The following is a 20,944-nucleotide window of genomic DNA, read 5'->3' on the forward strand; positions in this document are numbered from 1 at the left end:
AATCATAACAATCCGTAGACCACTATGTTCACTAAATCATCGATTCTGATCCTCACCAGCAGCTTGTTGCTGCACGGTTGCAGCGGCAACAGCTCTGGTACCAGCAGTAACTTACCACCCGGCTCTGTGTGCCCCAAAGACAACGTTGCGCTCATTGATGGCATTCTGGTGAGCCAGTTAACTTATGATGATAACGCTGACCAATGCTTATCGCCGGATGAGCAAAAGAATATGAACGCTGCCGTGTCTAAAGCGAAACTGTCTACGCTGGCAACTGACGCAACGGCTGGCGATAATGCCAATTCAGTATTAACACGCTTCAGTGTACAAGGTAACGCCGAGATATCGGACAACAAAGTACAGGTCCACCCGGTAGGCAGCATGGGCAGTTTTGGTGTTTATGTCGAAGCCAGCGTAGACAAAGATCAGAGCAGTGATATTCGTATAGAATTCGGTAACCAATCGGGCGCGGATCAATCCGGAGCCGCTTCCGACAGTATTCGCTTCACCAATCTGCCAGAGGGCAACAGTATTATTGCCATGTTATGCCAGCTTCGGGATAACCTGTCTTTTACCTGCTCAAACCCGGTGTATTTTCTCAATAACAAGCTCGCGTCGATTCTTCCTGCAAGTTTCAAAAGTGAGAACGGTGAGAATTTTGAAAACACATCACCACAAGCGGGGTTTATTACCGCCACGTCGTGCATTAACGATGTTTGTTTCGAAAATTATGTCAGCATTCCAGCGTCATTTAATTAACTGAAAACAACAGCGCTGATTGCCAGTGACACAGGTCCGGCGTAATCAATCAAGCAAAATAAAAACCGGCTATATGCCAGTTTTTATTTTCTTCTCAATTAATGGCTGCCAGATGTACTCGTAATAAAAATACGCAGGTTGTTTACGACTGAGCTTGAGCTGCTCTAACGCTTTTTCCGCTTCACCATCGAGCCAGAAGCGATAAGCCGTATAGAAATGTGCCTCTGATTTCTCACACACATCGCTGGCCTGAGCAATCAAATAATCAGCGTCGCCCTGCCCCTGTTCGTAACTAAGAAAATACTCTTTTATCGTTTTCAGCCACGGTAACTCTGCGGTCGTTTCTTCAATAGGAGTTGGTGTATATGCAACACCAGCCAGAGAAGTCATCCAGCGGGCGCGCAATTCATCCAGGATGGTTTTTTTACCGGCAATGTCTTTTTGCTGATTAAATTCTGCCAGCATGTTATCGGCTTCAGCCTGCTGGAAATAATACATGGCACGATATTCCTGTATCGTTGTTTCCGATAAGCCTTTGTTATTGATGTTGGTTTGCTCAAATGCAGTAGCAAAATCTCCGGCAACCGCAGCCACATCAGCCAGCGCTGCACGAGCATAACGACCGTCTTCGGTTTTTAGCGCCAGCTCGGCTTCACGCTTTGCCAGTGGCACAATGCCCAGACTGAGAAAAAGATAAGACGATTCGCTGTAACGATATTCTGTTGGATCATTTACCGCCGCTTTGGCCATATGGGTAGCGGCAGATCGCATCAGGCTTTTGTGGTTGTAGCGACAACCGTCGGCACTGGCAACCTGCTTCAGGGCATAACCCAGTTCTTCCTGCAAATCAGCGTTATTGGAATACAAGCGCATTGCCTGACTGCTAACGGCCGATGCCATCCAATATTGCTCAGTTTCGTTATATGCGGCCGCCAATGCGGTTAACACGTGACGGTTGCCCGGGTAACGCTGCAGCAAGTTGCGTAAATCTTTAATAACACCGGATTGGTATTGATTCAGGTACCAGGCAATCATTTCCGGTGGTGATAACAAAGGTTGTAAATTTTTATCGAGACCGCCAAATAAAGTCTTCAGTTCAGGGCTGGCATATTCCAACAAGATAAAATCGTGCTGAAACAGAACTTTGTAGAATTTATCCTGGCTGCGGATATCGTCGGGCTTCACCCGATACAACTGCCGTGCTGCAGTAACCGCACCTTTCATATCGGCGATACTATTGGTGCGGTAAAAGCGTTGCAGGTGCTCTTCGGTTTGTTGCTGATAATAACTGCTGGGCAATTGTGAAACAGCAGCTTTTCTGGCTGACATCGTTTCGCACCCCATCAGCCCCATAGCAGCTATCAACAATAATAAAAATCTAAGGTGCATAACCTAACTCCATGGCTTTTGCGAACGACTCGTCGGCTTTTTCTAACTGCCCCAAAAGTCCTTGAGCGGTACCCAGCACATACCAGCTCTCGCCTTTTTCCGGAGCCAGCACCGATGCTTTTTCTGCGGTCAGCAACGCATCATCAAACAAACCTTTATCTAACTGACGTCGGGCCAGATTAATCTGGAAATCGTAGCTATCTTCGCCCTTCTCATCGGAAATAGCAGACAACTCGTGGTCGAGTGCTTTTTGCTGATCGGTGGCAATACTCAGATACCAGTGATCGCTCTGCGACAGGTTAGTAATTAATTTAAAGAATTCCTCATACTGCTCTGGCGTAATTTCCATTGGCTTTTGCTGATAATGGATTTTTATATCCAGGCCATTGCCGTTGTCTTGTTTTGATTGAGTGAGACTGAACCAATCGTTGTCGATCGTTTCACCGGAGGTTACGGAAATGACTTTGCGGGTTTCCGGAACATTGATCGACACATTCACGTCGGCGGTAAATGGCCGTTTAATATAAACGTCCCGGGTGCGACCATCGGGTTGCGGTAAAGCGTTATACAATTCAAGCAGCATCATAATCTGGCGCATACCTAACACCAGAGTCAGCGGGTCCTGATCCATGGGTTTAAAGGTAAAGGTTGCAGACATCTGCAATGCTTCGGTCAATGACGTAGCATTAATCACATCAGCTTCGAATTCATAGCTGCCATTATCACTGAATAAAGACGCGAATTTTTTGCGCAATGTTGTCGCGCCCTGGGGATCATTTTTCCACCAGTTACGATAAATTTCTTCACTGTTGCCCTGAGGAGATAACGTCGCTTTTACAATCAGCTGGTTATTGTCGTCCAGCGTCATATCCAAAGTAACGTCGGAATGGTTGCGACGATGATTATCGACACGCTTAAACTCGCCACCCTGACCGGTTAAAACAAAAGCGCTCAGACCATTGATGTAGCTGGTGGAGCCCGGAAATTGCAGTCGGTCACCGGTGGTATCAAACCACATTGGTTGTCCGCCATCGGCATCGGGCAAATACACCAGTACATGATCAAAAGCCTGATATACCAGCTTACGATTGATATCTACCGACGAATTTAATTGCGCCAACGCTGGCATTGCCTGAATACCCAGCTGTCTGAATAACGTCAGCGCCAGGAACGTCTGATCCTTACAGTCTCCATAACCATTACGCACGATGTCGCGAATACGGTGTGGGTTAAAACCGCCACGTCCCAGATGCGCATAGACGTAGCGCAGGTTGTTTTGCAGATAACGATAGACCGCAAACACCTTGTCTCTGGCAGACATATCAGCCTTAAGATCAAGCGTGGCGATGATTTCATCAGCGGCTACCAGATCATCCGCCGTTGGTTGATATAAGGGCGCTGCCCAGCGATCCATCACTGACCAGTCATCATGATTACTGGTACGAATCATAGGTGGAAACGCCTGTGATGGTGACATCATAGGCTCCATAACGAATTCAGGAATATTTTGCTGCTGCCAGAAGTAACTGCGAACCCCATTGTTTTGCTCAACACTGGCCTTGCCCAGATCACCAATGGAGAAGTGTTTCAACTCGGTATCGTCCAGTACCTCAATACGATGGGAGAAGTGCTGCACCGGATCGGCACGATAGCCTTGGCCGGAATTCATCTCCTGAAACCAGTGAGCGACGCTGCGATCACTCGCCAGGTCGGTGACTGAAACCCGCTTCTGGGTGCGCAGATACTGAAATTCCAGAATGCTGTTCTCGGCCACTCTTGGCAGCGAAAATACCAGAACATTTTCGTCGGAGTAAAAATCCTGACCGCCACCAACAACCCGCTCCTGAATGGCATCCTGAGCAACATCGAGGATTTCGCCATCGGCGGTAATAACCCGGGCAAATTCGATATCCAGATCGCTGTAGAACGGCCGGTATTCAATGGCGATACGGCCATAATCATGCACTGCTTCTGCATCGAGGATACGAATAGACTGATAGATCCGCTTCTGCCACAGACCATCTTTCAGGCGACTCTCGGATAATGAGTACAAAACTTCGGCACCAGTGTCCGATTTGGCTGCCAGTTTTTGTTGCTCGGTTAATTCTGGCGCAAGTCGCCCGGCAATCGCCGCCAGGCTGATCAGCCACAAGCTCAGAATGGAAAAAATAGACTTCACGAATTTCCCTCTTTCATACGCCAGACGGCGCGGATTCCAGATAATCAGAACCGCAGGATTTTATCAGGATTATCAATTATTGCAGCGTTCATTTCACAACGGTTCTTTCAATGACGGCATTCGCTAAAACAAGTACAATCGCGCCCAGATTAGCAAGATACATAAGTGCACCCGGTCAACAGCGCCATATCAGAGTGCACATAACGAGGTCCCGCAGATGTCTGAACATCCGATTTCAGAAGACACCCCTATTGAATCCATCAGCAACGGCCGGGTTGGCATGGTAAGCCTTGGCTGCCCGAAGAACTCAGTCGACAGTGAAAAAATCCTCACTCAGCTGCAGTTAAACGGTTATGAAATCAGCAACAACTACAGCGATGCTGATGTTGTAGTGGTTAATACCTGCGGTTTTATTGATGCCGCAAAACAGGAATCTCTCGACGCCATCCGCGAAGCCATGACCGAAAACGGCAAAGTTATCGTTACCGGTTGTATGGGCAAAGGCGCCGATGCAGAGCTGATTAAAGAAGAAAATCCGGGGGTTCTGGCAATTACCGGCGCCCACGCGTATGAAGAAGTAATGGACGCCGTACATGAGTGGGTTCCTCCGACTCAGGAGCACAATCCATTTATCGACCTGGTGCCGGAAGAAGGCGTAAAGCTGACTCCGCGTCATTACTCGTACCTGAAAATATCAGAAGGCTGTAACCACAGCTGTACCTTCTGCATCATTCCGGACATGCGCGGTAAGCTGGTTAGTCGTCCGGTTGGTGATGTGCTTGATGAAGCAAAGCGTCTGGTAGCCGCTGGTACAAAAGAGCTACTGGTGATTTCTCAGGATACGTCCGCTTACGGTGTTGATCTGAAATACCGCACCGGTTTCTGGGATGGTATGCCGGTAAAAACCAAGCTCTACGATCTGTGTAATCAGATGAGTAAGCTGGGTGCCTGGGTACGCCTGCACTACGTCTATCCGTATCCAAGTGTCGACGACATCATGCCTCTGATGGCGGAAGGCAAAGTACTGCCTTACCTGGATATCCCATTCCAGCACGCCAGCCCACGGGTACTGAAACTGATGAAGCGCCCTGCTCATTCTGAAAACACGCTGGAGCGCATTAAAAAGTGGCGTGAACAGGTACCGAATCTGGTGCTGCGCTCGACCTTTGTTGTTGGTTTCCCCGGTGAAACTGAAGAAGATTTCCAGATTCTGCTGGATTGGCTCGACGAAGCCGAGCTGGACCGCGTTGGCTGCTTTAAATACAGCCCGGTTGAAGGTGCAAAAGCCAACGATCTGCCAGATCATATTCCGGAAGATGTCCAGCAAGATCGTTGGGAACGCTTTATGGCTAAAGCTCAGGAAATCAGTACCCGTAAACTGGCGCGCCGCGTTGGCCAGCAAATGACGGTTCTGATTGATGAAGTGGACGATGAAGGAGCCATCGGCCGGACCTATGCGGATGCGCCGAATATCGATGGTATGGTTTACCTGAACGGCTATCAGGATTGTCAGCCAGGTGACATGGTCGAAGTGATGATTGAACACTCCGACGAATACGATCTGTGGGGAACGCCCGTCTGATCTTGTCATCGGAAAAACAAAAGGCCGCAACAAAGAGATTTGTTGCGGCCTTTTTTGTCTGTGTAATACAGCAATCGTTCGTCTTTAAACTCTACTGCCGCGTTGCCACCTGAGTATCACTCGCTTCACCGGGCAGCGACACCAGGGATAGCTCGCCCAGCCACAAACCACTGTCTGCCATTTTGCGTATTGCCTGACGGGCATCCTCGCGCCCGGCAAAACCTTCGGCAACCAGCCAGAATTCCGTTTCATTAACCTGATTAGTCACCTTAAACACCCTGGTACTGTAGCCGAACTGCATCAACAAACGCATGTCGGCTAACAGCCTTGACTTGACCCGATTGTGAGATATCAGAATGCCTGTGTCATCCCACTGCCCCGGAATGCCAAACTCGCGATAATCCAGCTGAGCGGAACGGTTAAGTGGCGGTACCGAATAAGAGGCGTCAGCCGATCGGGACTGATAACTCGAACACCCTGTCGCCAAAGACAACAAAGCCAAAATAGATAACGGTATAATTCCCGCTATAAGACGTAAAAACAGGGCGAACAAAAACGGAACAACAGCAGCCATTGTGAGATCCTTTTTCTCATTGCCTGCAATTAACGTTAGTCGCTCCGCCACATAGTGACAGGCTCCATTTGTAGTAAAATGCTACAAAAGGTTATGGCACGCAGTTTACGTCGCTGCTGACTTTACGCATTACCAACAAAACCTGGCCAACGCCAAGACCAAACTTTTCCATTCTGGTTTCATTAATGACCACACCCGGCGCTACCTGATACATACGGTCAATCATCGACAACGCCAGGGTTTCGGCTTCCCCCTGCTCGTCCACACCGGTTTGGTATTGCAGCTGATAATCCATGTAGATGGCATTGCCTGAGAACGTCATCACCGTCGGATCAGGTACGTCGGTGGCTCGAGCCTGATAGCCATCTACATCTCCGGCGGCATTTGTAATCGGGGTCAGCCACCATTTGCGGTATTCAATACCATCATTGAAATGGAAGGTTTCATCGAGCAAGCCAATTCCCTGCTCGTCCCAACTGGCGATAATTTCGGCGTTGAAGTGTCGAATCTGTGTACCGCTACGGTCGCGTACTACACCATCGGCGCAAACCTTCCCATCAAAGAACTCCCTCGGGTTGAGTACATCAGCAAATGCCTGATTGTCTTCAACCTGATTCGAGCTGCAGCCCACTACCATACTGATAGCCGCAAGAAATAGATAACGGTATAACATACAAACTCAACACTATACATTAGTTATACATTCAATGTACAGGATTGCGGTTCGATAGGAAGTAAAGTTTAGAAAAGACCTGGGAGCACCGTTATAGCGCCACACCGTTCATCAACCAGCCAATCAATAACACCTGGGGCACGGTAATCAGCGGCAAAAATAACGCTATCTTCCAGCTTTTTGTGGTTTCTTTCAGTGCCATAATTTCGGTGTAATCCGTCGCAGCCCCTGCCATCAGGAAAGTAAAGGCATTACCCGGCGCACCGGCGCGGTTAAACAGATCGGCAGCAATGGGCGATGAACCTTCTGAACACACTTCAATGACAGTGGTTGCAGCCAGCGTCAGAAACAGGCCCGATAAGCTGGCGCCAAACCACAAACCAAAACTGTCGGCCGGTACAAACGCCCGGATCAGAGCAACCAGCACCACACCAAATACGACCCAGCGCAGCACCATTTTCGATTCCTTCAATCCCTGCCAGAACAGGCCTAACCAGGCAGAAAATGACCAGTCATACTGACCCATACTCTGCTTTAACGTTGGCCAGAACGGAATCTGACGAAACTCAGTTTGATGTGGGTTAGCGGGTAAAGTGCCACGCTCCACCAGCCGGTCAAAAATCCAGCCGGTAATCCAGGCGATAACCATCGAAGCTACTATAAACAATAACGTCCACTTCAGGCCAATCAACCCCACCAGAATCAAGGTTAACGTCAGCGAGTTCCACGGACTGGCGACCAGGAATGCCATCACCTGCCCAGCACTGGCGCCGCGTTCATACAATTTCATGCCAACCATCAGAATGCCATGGTTACACAAATCGAGCATCAGCCCGGCCAGTGTGGCCCGGAAGATACCGCGTTTAGAGCCTCCCTGCCCCAGCACTGACATAATCAGCTCCCGTGGGATTCGCCCTAATAAACCAACAAACAAAGATGCGGAAATAATCCCCCACCACATGGCATTCACCATCTCGTAGGCAGTGTGCATCATAGTTTCCCACCAGGGCATAACCATGGTGGCTTCGGTTTTGGCCATTGCCTCCATGTGGTCAGCATCGCCCCAGATAAGGAAGCTCAGGTAACCTATCAGCACCAGTGGCGTACAAATCCACAAGATCCAGTCGATTTTATTGCTGTCGTCAGACCCACAACAACCGCCAGCATCGCCCGATGATGCTGCAGCAGCCGCGTTGGACGAACTACAACAGCTGCCAGCAACCTGTGGCTCCACTTCAGTCTTTGATGCGCAGCAGCTGGCGGTTTCGCCCTGTTCAGCTTGTGCCGAACTGCAACAGCCTGAGGCCGAGGTTTTTGCCGGCACTTTTTTTTCGTGCTCTGTCACTTTAACAACGCTGTGGTCAGCGCCTTTATCCGAACCGCAACATGAACTCATACCGTATCCTCATGCAGGTGAGCACCTTCAATTAAGTGGCAGATATGATCACCACAAGGCAAACAATCCGGTTGCTCTTCCCAGCTTTTGACTGCCGTTTCCATCCTCTCCACCAGCTGTTGCATAGCCAGCAGCTTCGCCCGCGCCTCGATCAGCCGCGGCGCAATTAATTCGCGTACCCGGGGACAAGGCGATTGCCCCTTACCGGCATCGGCCAGAATCTGTTCAATATCTTCCAGCGTAAAACCGAGATCGCGCGCCTGCAGAATAAACCGCAACCGTTGTTGGTCGTTCAGGTTGAAGTTGTGGTAACCACTGTGATCCTTAACCGGGGCTAAAAGACCAATACGCACGTAATGACGAATGGTATTGGCATTCACCTTCTCTTGTTTGGCCAGCTGTTGTACTCGCATAACACTCCATCCATTACAGGAATCGTTTCAGGATACCTGCACGATAAACCTTTGAGTAGCTCACAGGTCAAGTTCCACTTAAATAGGACATTGCCAGCAGCTGAGGCTGTCTATACTTGGCCCAGAGAGATCAAAAAGAGTCACAGATGCTGACCATCCGAAAAACCGCCTTAGTGTTGTCTTCCATTTATCTGATACTGCTGTTTGCAGGCGTATTGGCGTCGCGCTATTGGTGGTTTTACCCGAAAGAAGTCGAAAGTGTGCGGCTGTTGCAGCAGAAAGAAATCATCAGTGTTCAGGGGTTTCTGGAGCAGAAATTCCACCAGCAGCAAACCGTCACCCAAGACTATGCTCAGTGGGATGATACCTACCAGTTTGTTAAAGACAGCAACCCATCGTATATCTCTGCCAATCTGATTGCCGATACCTACCGCACTCTGGAGTTGGATGGTTTAGCAATATCGGATAATCGGGGCAATATTAAGGTGGCTCAGCTGATGAAAAACGACCAGCTTGAGACCGCCGACAACCATCTCAGTCGCTGGTTCAGGGCGGAAATTACCAACGGTCGCGTTGGCCAGATGTTAGATTTTGCAGTTTTCTATCGCCTCGACGAACGCCTTTACCTGATCAGTGTTGCCGAAATCAGTAATTCCAGTGGCAATCAGCCCGGTAACGGCTATCTGATGTTCGCCCGGGAAGTGCACTATGACTTCTGGCAAAAGGTGCGCAAAATCACCCGGGTCGACTTTGATGTCGCTTTTCCGGATGGTCCTTGTCGCAACATCAGTGAACCACTGGTGCATGTGAAAGCACTGACCGAACGCTGCCTGCGTAACAATTTTGCCGAGAACGTCGTGAAGCTGCAGTTTGTTACTGCTGAGCAGCTGATTCCTCGCATGATGCCAGCGGAAATCTATTTCACTTTCCTGGTTCTTGCCGCCATTCCGATGATGCTCTACGCGTTGTTCCTGCATGTTGTGGTTGAGCCGGTGCGCATCGCCGCCCGCCATATGCAGGACAGTAATATTATTTCGCCATTACCGGATCTGCACACCACTCCGGGGCTGAAAATTCAGGAATTGGAAAACCTGAAAGACAGCTATAACCAGCTGATTGAGCGGGTTCGCGAGCAGCAGTATCAGCTCACCAAGCTGTCGAAGACCGACAAGTTAACCGGCATTGGCAACCGTCGTGCTTTTGAAGAGATGCTTAGCCAAACCTGGCGCCGTGCCATTCGCCGCAAAGACAACATTGCGCTGATTCTGATTGATATCGACTACTTCAAACTCTACAACGATCACTATGGCCACCAGCAGGGAGATATTGCTTTGCAACAGGTCGCCAAGGCGCTAAAGGACTGCATTAAGCGTCAGGATGAATGTGTATTCCGCTACGGCGGCGAAGAGTTTGTGGTTATCTGCTACGCCAGGGATGCCAACGAGTTAAATCACGTACGGGAAAAGCTGAAAGGCGCTCTGGACGATCTGAAGATCAGACACGACACCTCAAAAATTGCCAACCACCTGACTGCCTCATCAGGCATTGCCTGGATCATACAGTCGGGCAACTGGCTGAATAACATGGAACAAAAAGAGTGGCTGAAGGCCGCCGACGCTGCGCTTTATGAAGCAAAAGCTGCCGGCCGCAACTGCAGCATGCTGCAGATCATCAGCGAAGAAATTGCCTTTACAGGGACACCTGTATTGGATCAATCACCGCCAACGCTTTAGCTTTGGCTTGTTCGACATCTTCGCCACGGGCCAGTGCCACACCTAAGCGTCGCTTGCCCTTCACCTCTGGCTTACCAAACAAGCGCAGCTGGGTATCAATACCCGCCAGAGCCTGATTCAGACCACTGTAGGCCATACGAGAAGATTCCCCCGGAACCAACAGCACCGCTGATGCAGATGGCCCATGACAATGGATGTTTGGAATCGGTAAGCCGAGGATCGCGCGCACATGCAAAGCAAACTCTGACAGATCCTGAGAAATCAGAGTTACCAGACCAGTGTCATGTGGCCGGGGAGAAACTTCAGAGAAGATCACCTGATCGCCTTTCACAAACAGCTCAACACCAAATAATCCCAGGCCACCTAATTCAGCGGTGACCGCCGCACCGATACGCTGCGCTTCGGCTAACGCCGCTTCCGCCATTGCCTGTGGCTGCCAGGACTCCTGATAATCACCATCCTGCTGTCGATGACCAATAGGATCACAGAAACTGGTCACTACATTGCCTTGCTCGTCTGTATGACGAATGGTCAGCAGGGTAATTTCAAAATCAAAATCAACAAAGCCTTCGATAATGACTTTACCTTTACCGGCTCGCCCCCCCTCCTGCGCATAGTCCCACGCGGCTTTTAACTCATTGTGACTGCGAACAAAGCTTTGACCCTTACCCGAGGAGCTCATGATCGGCTTAACCAGACATGGCAAGCCGATTTTGTCGGCGGCTGCCATAAATTCAGCTTCGTCCGCTGCAAATTCGTATGTTGAGGTGGGAAGTTGCAGAGTTTCTGCCGCCAACCGGCGAATACCTTCACGATTCATGGTGAGCTGGGTCGCCCGGGCAGTTGGAACGATATTCACCCCTTCCTGCTCCAGTTCAGCCAATGTATCAGTGGCGATGGCTTCAATTTCCGGAACAACCAGCATGGGCTTTTCACGCTCAATCACAGCGCGTAACGCGGCACCATCGAGCATATCCACCACATGGCTGCGATCAGCCACCTGCATCGCCGGCGCATTAGCATAACGATCGACGGCAATTACCTCACACCCCAGGCGCTGAAGCTCAATAACCACTTCTTTACCCAGTTCGCCGGAGCCACACAACAACACACGCGTTGCGGTATCTGAAAACGGCGTGCCAATGGTAGTCATTTCCTTGCTGGTCATTATTTTTCTCTCAGATAAGACAGTCAGGCCATCAGGACGATGGCGTATAAAAATTCATTGAGGCACGCTCACGCTCACCCACTTTTTCCAATACCGCGCGTTTTTCGGCATTGCTGTAACGTCCCCAATGAGTGATCTCTTCGCCGCTGCGATAGCACCCCATACAGATGTTATTGTCATCCAGAGCGCAAATATAAACACATGGGGAAGCAACCGGTTGTTCCGCTTGCTGATCGTTACCATCAACCTGTTTCATGATTACAACTCGATCACTTTTAATTCTTTGCTGAAGCGCGCCGCATTATGAACGTAATGCGCTGCACTGGCTTCCAGCATTTTTTGCTGCATAGCGTTCAGCTCTCGCTTTATCTTGGCCGGAGAGCCGACGACCAGAGAACCGTCTGGAATTTCCATACCCTCAGGTATCAGTGCATTTGCACCGATAATGCAATGCTTGCCGATTTTGGCTCCGTTAAGGACCACCGCATTGATACCAATCAGGGAGTAATCTCCCACCTGACAACCGTGCAACATGGCTTTATGACCGACGGTCACGCCCTTACCCAATGTCATTGGATAGCCAGAATCGGTGTGGAGTACGGAACCATCCTGAACGTTGGTCATTTCTCCAATGCTGATCAGCTCGTTGTCACCGCGAATCACAACATTAAACCAGACACTGGATTGCTGCTTTAACTCGACATTACCGATAACAGACGCGTTGTCCGCGACAAATACATCGTCAGCTTTTACCGGCGCCTTATCCCCTAACTGATAAAACATGCTTCTCTCTCTATTATTGTTATCGCGCCTGAACTCAGAAACGGAAAGAAATATCCGCATCCCACAGGTTATTCATCATTTCAGCGATCATCATCGCCGTCAGCCCCCAGATATGAAAACCGTCGTAGTCATAACTTGGAATTTTCACCTGACCGCGTTCAAAGTAGCTGCTCGGAGGCTGCTGGAAAAACGACAGAGGGACTTTAAATACTGCGTCCAGCTCATCGGGATTGGCCTTCAGCTCAACGCTGGCCGGCACCAACGCCAGCACCGGCGTTACCAGATAACCAAAGCGCGATACCACCTGATCCATTTCACCGATCACATGAACCAGCGCGGCATCAAGCTCAACTTCTTCTTCCGCTTCACGGATGGCGGTGGCAACGATGTCATTATCCTCGGGGTCACGCTTGCCACCGGGAAACGCCACTTCGCCTTTGTGAGACGACAGGTGATCAGCACGTCGGGTAAGAATCAACTGAGGCTCAGCCTCATTGGTAATGGCGACCAGCACACCCGCCTCCGCCAGGTCGGGTTGATTAATCTTTCGTGGGCGCCTTTGCTCAAGGCGCTGCTGCAATTGCAGAAACAGTTCAGAATCTCTCATACCTGCATTGTACGACGATAGTCATCCGGCTCACCAGCCAAAGAACGAAGCCGGGCTTCTATACATTATTTTCATTAGTACAACCGTTTCAATTCCACATGCTTATATCAAGAGTTCCGAGGCCGGTTTCAAACGTTTACTTAACACTCTGTTTTTAAACGTTTTTCCTCTTCCCGAGCAGAACGTCAAAATTTTAACCGTCGATTTTTCAACAACTTAGATCGGAAATTAACCAGTTTTGCAAGATTATGACGGCTTTTTGATCGCGGTAGACTATATCCATACTTTTGCAAATTCCGACGGCAAAAAAGTTATCTTTTGCTCGTCGAATGTTTTACGACTCTGAAAATGAAGGAGATTGGTTATGGAATTCCCGTCTTTTGATGAAATGGCCGAGTTGGCCAAAAACAATCCTGAAAAGCTGGAAGTTCTGCGCCAACAACTGATTGATCAGATCATTGAGCAGGCACCGGAAGATTATCACCGCCGCTTACGTGGCTTGCAGTTTCAGATTGATGCGCAACGCCAGATCGCCCCGAACCCGATGGCTGCGTGCTTAAAAATCTCGAAGATGATGCATGACAGCCTGGCAGATTTGCGTTCGTTTCTTCAGCCAGATGATATGCAGGGTATGATGCAGCAGGTTGTGGAAGCATCAGACAGCGAGGCCGCGATACTGCCTTTCCGTGGCGGTGCGTTAGCTAATTGATCGCGGCTCTACATACACCAACTCTTCAAACGGATTCCTGCATTACCGTATACTCGGAGCATTGAGTTCACCACCAAGAGCCCGTCCATGAAGTTTTGCAGCCACTGCGCCACCCCGGTAGAAGTGAAAACGCCAGAGGGTGATAACCGTCCACGCTTCGTCTGCCCTGGCTGCGATACCATCTTTTACCAAAACCCGCGCATCGTCGCAGGCACACTGCCGGTGTATCGCAACGGCGATCTTCATCAGATATTGCTCTGCAAACGTGCCATCGAACCGCGCAAAGGCTATTGGACGCTACCTGCAGGATTTATGGAAAACGGTGAAAGTACGGTTCAGGCAGCGGAACGGGAAACCCTCGAAGAAGCCAATGCCCGGGTGATCAGCCAATCGGCTTTTACCATGATCAGCGTGCCACACATTAATCAGGTGCACCTGTTTTATCTGGCGGACTTGCCTGAACCAGAGTTTTCTTCAGGCAGTGAAAGTCTGGAGGTCGCGCTTTTCGACGAGAAGGACATCCCCTGGAAGGAAATCGCTTTCCCAACGGTCGCCAGAACTCTCAAGCACTACTTTGCCAATCAGCATGACCCACAGGAGCTCCAGCGCTGTGCCAGCTCAGTGATCGAATTGGATCAGGCTCTGAAAAAACTCGAGGAAGAAGAAAAGCAACGCTACAAGTCGGCCAATCGCCAGACATCATAAGCAGGCTCTTCATAAGGATGCGCCTGCTTTAACGCAGCCAATGCGGCGTGAATAAACGGATCGTCGCAGACCATCTCAATCCTCAGTTCAACAACCGTCTCCAGTTTGTCAGCCTCACCGATAAATGGATTAGCAGCTGCATCTGGCCTGAACTGCCCCACTCCCTCCGTTTGCCAGCAACATTCCTGATAGTCGCCAATACGTCCGGCTCCGGCAGCAAAAACCGCCTGCTTAACAGACTCCGCCTGATCCGGCGGCACAAAAAAGGCCAGTTTGTACACAGTATTTAATCAGCTCTTTATTATTAGGCATTTCGAGCCAGCGGTAGTTTAGCGAAAGCTAAATTATCGACTAGCCTATATACAGAGTTCATTTTAGCAGTTTTAGGAATAGTTCATGAGCGACAATCGAATGTCGATTCAACGCAAGGTCTACCTGGCACTGGGTACTATATTTCTGGTCGTCATGGTCGTGGTAATCAGCATCGCGGTTTCGTCGGAGCGGCAGCTAAGCCACCAAATGGTACATACCCAGTTGAAAGACAAAGCATCGGGCTACCTCGACACTATGAATATGCTGATGATTTCCGGCGCGATTGGTAACAGGGAACTGCTACGGGAAAAAATCCTGGCGGATCATAGCATTATCGAAGCGCGTATGATGCGCAGTGATAAAGTCGACAGAATCTATGGCCGTGGGCTGGACCACGAATACCCGCAGGATGAACTGGATCGTCGCGCCATGAATGGTGAAGAAGCGTTTGTGGAACGTGACGACGAAAACGGGCACACCATTTCTTTCGTACGGCCGGTAATTGCTGAAGAAAACTATCGTGGTACCAATTGCCTGTTATGTCACCAGGCAAAACAAGGCGACATTCTCGGTGCTATTAGAATCACCTATGACCTCAGCAAGCTTGACGAAGAAATTCACAGCAACATGCTGACCATGGCCAGCACCCAGGCCGCTATGTTTATCGCCGCGCTGGCTTTGCTGACCTTTATGTTACGCCGCGTGGTTCTGAAACCTATTCGCGCAGTAAACCGCACCATCGCCAATATTGAGCGTGATTCAGATCTCACTCAACGCGTCAAAGTATTCACCCGCGATGAAGTAGGTCGTGCCGCAGAAGCGCTTAATACCATGACCACACGTTTCTCTGATTCGTTAAAAGAAGTGGTTCAGACTGCCGACCAACTGGAAGACGCATCACAGCATATTGAACGCAGTGCCCTGCTGTCTCGTGATGCCGCAGAGCAACAGAATAACGAAACCAGCCAGATTCAGGACGCCATTGAACAGCTTCACGCCAGCATCAACAGCGTACGGAACAACGCGGAACAAAGCACTCACGCTTCTCAGGAAGCCAAGCTGGTTGCCAAAGACGGTGTCAGCAAAACCGACCAGGCCGCAGCCACAATTGAGAGCATGAACATCGCGATTAAATCCACCGCCGATGTGATCACCGATCTGAATGATCGCACCACAACCGTAGGCGGCGTGCTGGAAGTGATTAAAGGTATCGCTGAACAAACCAACCTGCTGGCATTAAATGCCGCGATTGAAGCGGCTCGCGCTGGTGAGAGCGGACGCGGCTTTGCCGTGGTAGCAGATGAGGTTCGCACGTTATCACAACGGACTCAGGAATCGGCGCAGGAAATTGAAGCCATGATTGAGCAACTGCAGCAGGAGGCTGGCAAAGCGGTAAACTCGATGCAAAATGCTCAGGCAACAGCGGATGAAGGGTTAACCCGGGTAAATGAAGCGGCAGCAGCTCTGCACAGCATGTCACAGCATGTCGAACAAATGGATCAGATGAATACTGAAACCGTTGCGCAGTTACAGGAGCAGGTGCAATACGGTGAGGATGTCAGCCGTGGCATTCATACGATCTCGGGTCATTCACAGAAAACCGTGGAAAATGCCGAGGAAACCACGCGCGTATCAACCAATCTGGTGTCTTTGGCAAATAGCCTGACGACTCTGGTTAAGCGCTTTAAACTCTAAAATGGGTAATTAAGTGTATTAGTTCAGACCTGATCTTACACTTCAATTTGAAAAGAAGAGAGTTTCCCATTTTGATGTTGGTGTCGAATCAAGATCTAAACAAAGGAAACTCTCTATGCTTGAGCCTACCAATCCAATCATTAAACACAAAGCCGGTTTGCTGAATCTTGCTCAGGAACTCGGTAATGTATCCAAAGCCAGTAAGGTCATGGGTGTATCCAGAGATACGTTTTATCGCTACCAGCAATCCGGGAAGAACTGCTACAGATAATGCCTCCTGTCCTTTAGGAGACAAGCTCCACGATTTACTTATCCCATCGCGGAGCATCACAGGCCTAGATGGAGTGTCCGTCAGCAATACTAACTCTCCTCTTTTGAGCTTCTCCATAAAGATCAGCTCTCCCATTCCCTTCAATGCCAGAGTGTGCTTTGACCTTAAATACCTCGATAGGCTTTCCGGAACTCAGCTCATCCACTTGTTGCCACAATTGCCGGTGCTAGAAGTACAAACACTCCATTGCCCCAAGATTGAATCGTATATTTAAACTAAAGCGTTTTATCTTCGAATACGGTACAAAAACGCTCAATCAAGAACTCAAGAAACAGTCGAACTCGTCTCGGTTGATACTTTCTACTTAGATATATGACATTCAAGTCCACCCCGACTGCTGAGGTCGATGCATTGAAGTTCTTCATGTAACCATTAAGCACCGTCACGAGGCGCTGCTGTTTGATGTCTTCTTGTACATCTAGAATCGATTTCAACGCAATACCCGCCCCATCTAACGCCCATTGACGAATCACTTCGCCATCATCAGAAAAACGCGTCGGTACGACAGTAACAGCGTTGTGCTGCTCTTCATCCTGAAAGTGCCACGTTTTCAATTCTTCATTGCTACGAACCATGACTAAACAATCGTGATGTGCTAGATCTTGTGGCGTGATCGGCGTGCCTTTTTTTGCCAAATATTGAGGGGAAGCGCAAAGCACTCGGCGACTGGGCGCCAGTTTGCGAGAAATAAGGCTGCTGTCGGCTAGCTCCCCATATCGGATAACGATGTCCAAACCGGACTCAGCTAAGTTGGATAAATTATCGTTCAAATACAAGTAAGGGATCACATCAGGATAGAGCTGACTAAATTCAGACACTATTGGCGAAATGTATTGCTTACCAATATCACGAGGAGCCGAGATTTTAAGTGCGCCGCGCACTTCTTTGGTGCCAGTTTGAAGTAAGTTTTCCGTCTCTTTAACGCTGTCGATGATTTCTAAGCATGCCTGATGGTACATCGCACCAGAGTCCGTCAGTGAAATATGCCTTGTACTGCGATTAAGTAATTTCACCCCATAACGGTCTTCCAGCGACTGCAATCTTGCCGTTACTGTTGCTGGCGATAAACCGAGCTCTCGACCAGCCGCCGCCAGCCCTTGGTTCTTCACTATGCTGACAAACAGCGTCATATCCGAAAACTTGTCCACATTACCTCCTAAAACCTTATTATTCGACTGAACTGAATAATCAATTCAAATATTACCCAATTATCAAATTTCTTCCAATCAATATACTGGCTCCAACGAAACGAGATTGGAGAAACAAATCATGAAAACAGAAAAAACTGTCTACGTCGTACTAGGTGGCACATCAGGTATTGGTGCTGAACTTAGCCAACAACTTGCAAGCGACAATGCGGTTGTCCACGTAGCAAGCCGCAAAACAGGGCTAGACATCAGCGATGAACAGTCGGTTTACCACTACTTCGAAACCATTGGTGCTTTTGACCACCTGATCGTCACAGCAGGCTCTTATGCTCCGGCGGGCAAAGTGATGGACGTGGAATTTTCCCAAGCAAAATACGCTTTTGATACCAAGTTTTGGGGCGCCATCAACGCAGCGAAACATGGGGCACGCTACATCAAGAAAGGCGGCTCAATCACGCTAACTTCCGGCATGTTATCGCGCAAAGTTGTTGCTAACACCTACGTCAAAACTGCCATCAATGCGGCCATTGAAGCGACCACAAAGGTACTCGCGAAAGAATTGGCTCCGATCAGAGTGAATGCGGTCAGTCCAGGTTTAACCAAAACCGAGGCATATCAAGGCATGAACGAAGACGACAGAAATGCCATGTTCAAACGTACGCAAAATAGCTTACCTGTTGGCAAAGTAGGCGAAGCCAGTGACGTTGCAAAAGCTTACTTACTTCTGATTGAAAACAGCTACATGACTGGCGCCGTGATTGATGTTGATGGTGGCGCACTGCTTGGCTAACAACACACGTTTAGCTAAACGCAAATAAAAACAAGGTGCCAGAGCAATAAAAAAGCATGGCACCAATTGGTTCAAGCGAAATAAAAAAAGAGACTCCCCCCATGAATAAAGAAAAAATGCCGCTGCAGGTATGGATCCTAACGCTTGCAGCTTTTGCTATCGGTACTGCGGAATTTGTTATTGCAGGAATCCTTCTTCAAGTCGCCAACTCTTTGTCCATCACCGAAGGGCAAGCGGGTTACCTAATCAGTGCCTATGCGCTTGCCATTGTGTTTGGCGGCCCGCTACTTACGATTTACTTAGCACGCTTTAACAAGAAAGCCGTACTAACAGGGCTGATGGTGCTGTTTATTCTCGGCAACGTATTGTCCGCTTTCGCACCTAACTACTTTGTGTTGATGGTCAGCCGAGTGATCACGGGCTTGGTTCAAGGCCCTTTCTACGGTATCGGAGCCGTGGTCGCGACCAATTTGGTTTCAGAAAAAATGGCAGGCCGTGCAGTCGGACAGATGTTCGCGGGCCTAACACTGGCTAACGTTTTAGGTGTGCCTGGCGGTACCTGGATTGGCTTGCAATTCGGCTGGCACACCACTTTCTTGACCGTTGCCGCTTTTGGTTTAGTGGCTCTGTTCTTCATCACTTCAGTGATCAAATCGACTGGTCATGGCGAAGCAAAAGATGTCAAAGCGCAATTGGCTGCGTTCAAAAACCCAATGCTACTTATCAGCCTTGCGATCACCGTATTCGCTTGGTCGGGGTTTATGACTTTGTATGGTTACATCGCCCCTATCGCCATGCACATCACTGGCTTTGGTGAAAGTGCCGTGACTTGGATTTTGGTTATCGTTGGCGTCGGTCTGATTGTTGGCAACACCATGGGTGGTCGTTCATCAGATAAAAACCTACAAAAAGCGTCCATGTTCTGGGCTATCGCGATGATTGTATCACTGGTACTGGTCGGCCTAACTGTCGACAGCAAAGCTCTGTTTATTGCCACCGCCTTTGTATTTGGTATTGCGTCATTCGCTAACGTGCCAGCAATGCAACTTCGAGTAATGAACCACGGTGGTGAAGGTCAAGAGCTAGCGGCGACGGCAAACATCTCTGCGTTCAACTTAGCCAATGCCTTTGGCGGCTTCTTAGGCGGCATGGTGCTCGATAGCCAAATGGGCGCTGGCATGATCCCTTACGCAGCCATCATTGTTCCACTGATTGGTCTGCTATTCATCGCCAAGGCGAACCGCAAAGAAAGCAAACAAACTGAGCTAACACCAAGCTTCAACAACTAATTTCATCCCTACTGGTAGCCCTGACTTAACGCCTCCCGAAAAGGCGGGGCTACCCAATTAAATCACTAGGAAAACACTATGAAACTCTACATTTACGAACATTGCCCATTCAGTGCTCGCGTCCGCTACGTTGCTGGCATGTTGAATATCCAACTCGACGTCATCAATATTGCTTATGACGATGACAAAACCACAACAGACCTGATTGGAACCAAGCAAGTACCACTTCTTATCAAAGACAACGGTGAAGCGATGGCAGAAAGCCTAGATATCATCGCTTACTTCCTTGAACTGGCTACATCAAGTGAAACAAGCCAACCATCTCAACAAGCGCTAGATTGGCAAAAAATCGCGTTTCTTCCACTGCAGAAGGTGGGTTACCCACGTTGGTCAAACATGGATTTACCAGAGTTTGCCACTCAGTCTGCACAGCTCGCTTGGCGCGCGAAAAAGGAAACTGAAGCACTCAATTTTGACGCACTTCTGCAAGACACACCAAACATTGCCAAAGAGGTAGAAGCGCTCATCGAACGTGCGAAAAGTGTGTTGAACCTCGACTCTTATCAGCATGTGACTTTGGTAGACGAAGCGATCCTATTTTCTATTTTGCGCGGGTTCTTCAGTGCCACAGAAATCCAATGGGTCAACGCCGTGAAAGATTGGATGGAATCTGTAAGCAACAAAACCCAAGTACCACTACTTAAGTAAG

General features: G+C 49.2%; 23 protein-coding genes and 2 pseudogenes. 11 read left to right on the forward strand and 14 right to left on the reverse strand.

Annotated elements, in window-relative coordinates; translation table 11 throughout:
* Window positions 1-24: 24 nt before the first annotated feature.
* On the forward strand, window positions 25-759 hold the full coding sequence (locus ACOQOZ_RS04500) for a hypothetical protein (protein ID WP_420591084.1): 735 nt from the start codon (window positions 25-27) through the stop codon (window positions 757-759).
* Window positions 760-828: 69 nt separating this feature from the next.
* Here the strand turns inward: ACOQOZ_RS04500 and ACOQOZ_RS04505 are convergent, their stop codons facing one another.
* The gene (locus ACOQOZ_RS04505) at window positions 829-2,088 is read right to left on the reverse strand and encodes a hypothetical protein (protein WP_420591085.1); all 1,260 of its coding nucleotides are present in this window, start codon (window positions 2,086-2,088) and stop codon (window positions 829-831) included.
* Between the two features lie 49 nt (window positions 2,089-2,137).
* The gene (locus tag ACOQOZ_RS04510; protein WP_420591086.1) at window positions 2,138-4,327 is read right to left on the reverse strand and encodes a DUF3857 domain-containing protein; all 2,190 of its coding nucleotides are present in this window, start codon (window positions 4,325-4,327) and stop codon (window positions 2,138-2,140) included.
* 217 nt (window positions 4,328-4,544) lie between these two features.
* Here ACOQOZ_RS04510 and rimO point away from each other — a divergent pair, with 217 nt between their 5' ends.
* Window positions 4,545-5,909, forward strand: a complete 1,365-nt coding sequence (gene rimO / locus ACOQOZ_RS04515) for a 30S ribosomal protein S12 methylthiotransferase RimO (protein WP_420591087.1) — start codon at window positions 4,545-4,547, stop codon at window positions 5,907-5,909.
* A 91-nt stretch (window positions 5,910-6,000) separates the two neighbouring features.
* On the opposite strand, the gene ACOQOZ_RS04520 is transcribed toward rimO, so the two are convergent.
* From ACOQOZ_RS04520 to ACOQOZ_RS04535, 4 genes are all read right to left on the reverse strand, one after another.
* Window positions 6,001-6,483: a hypothetical protein gene (locus ACOQOZ_RS04520; protein ID WP_420591088.1), complete on the reverse strand. Its 483-nt coding sequence runs from the start codon at window positions 6,481-6,483 to the stop codon at window positions 6,001-6,003.
* Between the two features lie 91 nt (window positions 6,484-6,574).
* Window positions 6,575-7,156: a DUF3833 family protein gene (locus ACOQOZ_RS04525; RefSeq protein WP_420591089.1), complete on the reverse strand. Its 582-nt coding sequence runs from the start codon at window positions 7,154-7,156 to the stop codon at window positions 6,575-6,577.
* A 91-nt stretch (window positions 7,157-7,247) separates the two neighbouring features.
* Window positions 7,248-8,552 carry a permease gene (locus tag ACOQOZ_RS04530; RefSeq protein ID WP_420591090.1) on the reverse strand — a complete coding sequence of 435 codons (1,305 nt, stop codon included), beginning with the start codon at window positions 8,550-8,552 and terminating at the stop codon, window positions 7,248-7,250.
* Window positions 8,549-8,965: a MerR family transcriptional regulator gene (locus tag ACOQOZ_RS04535; RefSeq protein WP_420591091.1), complete on the reverse strand. Its 417-nt coding sequence runs from the start codon at window positions 8,963-8,965 to the stop codon at window positions 8,549-8,551. The genes ACOQOZ_RS04530 and ACOQOZ_RS04535 overlap by 4 nt, the downstream gene beginning before the upstream one ends.
* 146 nt (window positions 8,966-9,111) lie before the next feature.
* Here ACOQOZ_RS04535 and ACOQOZ_RS04540 point away from each other — a divergent pair, with 146 nt between their 5' ends.
* Window positions 9,112-10,698, forward strand: coding sequence for a sensor domain-containing diguanylate cyclase (locus tag ACOQOZ_RS04540; protein ID WP_420591092.1), 1,587 nt, complete (start codon window positions 9,112-9,114; stop codon window positions 10,696-10,698).
* Here ACOQOZ_RS04540 and purT read toward each other — a convergent pair.
* Genes purT through ACOQOZ_RS04560 form a run of 4 tightly spaced genes read right to left on the reverse strand, consistent with a single transcriptional unit; the run spans window position 10,655 to window position 13,256 of the window.
* Window positions 10,655-11,851 (reverse strand): formate-dependent phosphoribosylglycinamide formyltransferase, encoded by a 1,197-nt coding sequence (gene purT, locus ACOQOZ_RS04545; RefSeq protein ID WP_420592394.1) that lies wholly within the window; start codon window positions 11,849-11,851, stop codon window positions 10,655-10,657. The genes ACOQOZ_RS04540 and purT overlap by 44 nt on opposite strands.
* A 46-nt stretch (window positions 11,852-11,897) precedes the next feature.
* On the reverse strand, window positions 11,898-12,122 hold the full coding sequence (locus ACOQOZ_RS04550; RefSeq protein ID WP_420591093.1) for a DUF1289 domain-containing protein: 225 nt from the start codon (window positions 12,120-12,122) through the stop codon (window positions 11,898-11,900).
* Window positions 12,123-12,124: 2 nt separating this feature from the next.
* Entirely contained in the window at window positions 12,125-12,649 is a 525-nt protein-coding gene (locus ACOQOZ_RS04555) for a gamma carbonic anhydrase family protein (RefSeq protein ID WP_420591094.1), read from the reverse strand.
* Between the two features lie 34 nt (window positions 12,650-12,683).
* Window positions 12,684-13,256, reverse strand: a complete 573-nt coding sequence (locus tag ACOQOZ_RS04560) for a CoA pyrophosphatase (RefSeq protein ID WP_420591095.1) — start codon at window positions 13,254-13,256, stop codon at window positions 12,684-12,686.
* A 364-nt stretch (window positions 13,257-13,620) separates the two neighbouring features.
* Between ACOQOZ_RS04560 and ACOQOZ_RS04565 the strand changes: the two genes are divergently transcribed.
* A complete protein-coding gene (locus ACOQOZ_RS04565) occupies window positions 13,621-13,965 on the forward strand; it encodes a DUF3135 domain-containing protein (RefSeq protein ID WP_420591096.1) in 345 nt (114 codons plus the stop codon).
* Between the two features lie 87 nt (window positions 13,966-14,052).
* A complete protein-coding gene (locus ACOQOZ_RS04570; protein WP_420591097.1) occupies window positions 14,053-14,670 on the forward strand; it encodes an NUDIX hydrolase in 618 nt (205 codons plus the stop codon).
* On the opposite strand, the gene ACOQOZ_RS04575 is transcribed toward ACOQOZ_RS04570, so the two are convergent.
* The gene (locus ACOQOZ_RS04575; RefSeq protein ID WP_420591098.1) at window positions 14,640-14,951 is read right to left on the reverse strand and encodes an NGG1p interacting factor NIF3; all 312 of its coding nucleotides are present in this window, start codon (window positions 14,949-14,951) and stop codon (window positions 14,640-14,642) included. The genes ACOQOZ_RS04570 and ACOQOZ_RS04575 overlap by 31 nt on opposite strands.
* A 721-nt stretch (window positions 14,952-15,672) precedes the next feature.
* On the opposite strand from ACOQOZ_RS04575, the pseudogene ACOQOZ_RS04580 reads away from it, so the two are divergent.
* Window positions 15,673-15,813: pseudogene (locus ACOQOZ_RS04580) on the forward strand (HAMP domain-containing protein); the annotation flags it as partial.
* Here ACOQOZ_RS04580 and ACOQOZ_RS04585 read toward each other — a convergent pair.
* A complete protein-coding gene (locus ACOQOZ_RS04585) occupies window positions 15,806-15,925 on the reverse strand; it encodes a hypothetical protein (protein ID WP_420592395.1) in 120 nt (39 codons plus the stop codon). The pseudogene ACOQOZ_RS04580 and the gene ACOQOZ_RS04585 overlap by 8 nt on opposite strands.
* Window positions 15,926-15,951: 26 nt before the next feature.
* On the opposite strand from ACOQOZ_RS04585, the gene ACOQOZ_RS04590 reads away from it, so the two are divergent.
* Window positions 15,952-16,677, forward strand: a complete 726-nt coding sequence (locus tag ACOQOZ_RS04590) for a methyl-accepting chemotaxis protein (RefSeq protein WP_420592396.1) — start codon at window positions 15,952-15,954, stop codon at window positions 16,675-16,677.
* A gap of 115 nt (window positions 16,678-16,792) precedes the next feature.
* Window positions 16,793-16,924: pseudogene (locus ACOQOZ_RS04595) on the forward strand (helix-turn-helix domain-containing protein); the annotation flags it as partial.
* An 88-nt stretch (window positions 16,925-17,012) separates the two neighbouring features.
* On the opposite strand, the gene ACOQOZ_RS04600 reads toward ACOQOZ_RS04595, so the two are convergent.
* Window positions 17,013-17,165: a hypothetical protein gene (locus tag ACOQOZ_RS04600; protein ID WP_420591099.1), complete on the reverse strand. Its 153-nt coding sequence runs from the start codon at window positions 17,163-17,165 to the stop codon at window positions 17,013-17,015.
* Between the two features lie 58 nt (window positions 17,166-17,223).
* A complete protein-coding gene (locus tag ACOQOZ_RS04605; RefSeq protein WP_420591100.1) occupies window positions 17,224-18,156 on the reverse strand; it encodes a LysR family transcriptional regulator in 933 nt (310 codons plus the stop codon).
* Window positions 18,157-18,277: 121 nt separating this feature from the next.
* Between ACOQOZ_RS04605 and ACOQOZ_RS04610 the strand changes: the two genes are divergently transcribed.
* From ACOQOZ_RS04610 to ACOQOZ_RS04620, 3 genes are all read left to right on the forward strand, one after another.
* Window positions 18,278-18,946 carry an SDR family oxidoreductase gene (locus ACOQOZ_RS04610; RefSeq protein WP_420591101.1) on the forward strand — a complete coding sequence of 223 codons (669 nt, stop codon included), beginning with the start codon at window positions 18,278-18,280 and terminating at the stop codon, window positions 18,944-18,946.
* Window positions 18,947-19,047: 101 nt separating this feature from the next.
* The gene (locus tag ACOQOZ_RS04615) at window positions 19,048-20,235 is read left to right on the forward strand and encodes an MFS transporter (protein ID WP_420591102.1); all 1,188 of its coding nucleotides are present in this window, start codon (window positions 19,048-19,050) and stop codon (window positions 20,233-20,235) included.
* Between the two features lie 78 nt (window positions 20,236-20,313).
* Window positions 20,314-20,943, forward strand: a complete 630-nt coding sequence (locus ACOQOZ_RS04620; protein WP_420591103.1) for a GrxB family glutaredoxin — start codon at window positions 20,314-20,316, stop codon at window positions 20,941-20,943.
* Window position 20,944: the final 1 nt, after the last annotated feature.

This window comes from Bacterioplanoides sp. (assembly GCF_965219715.1).
In the GTDB taxonomy this organism is placed as follows: Bacteria; Pseudomonadota; Gammaproteobacteria; order Pseudomonadales; family Oceanobacteraceae; genus Bacterioplanoides.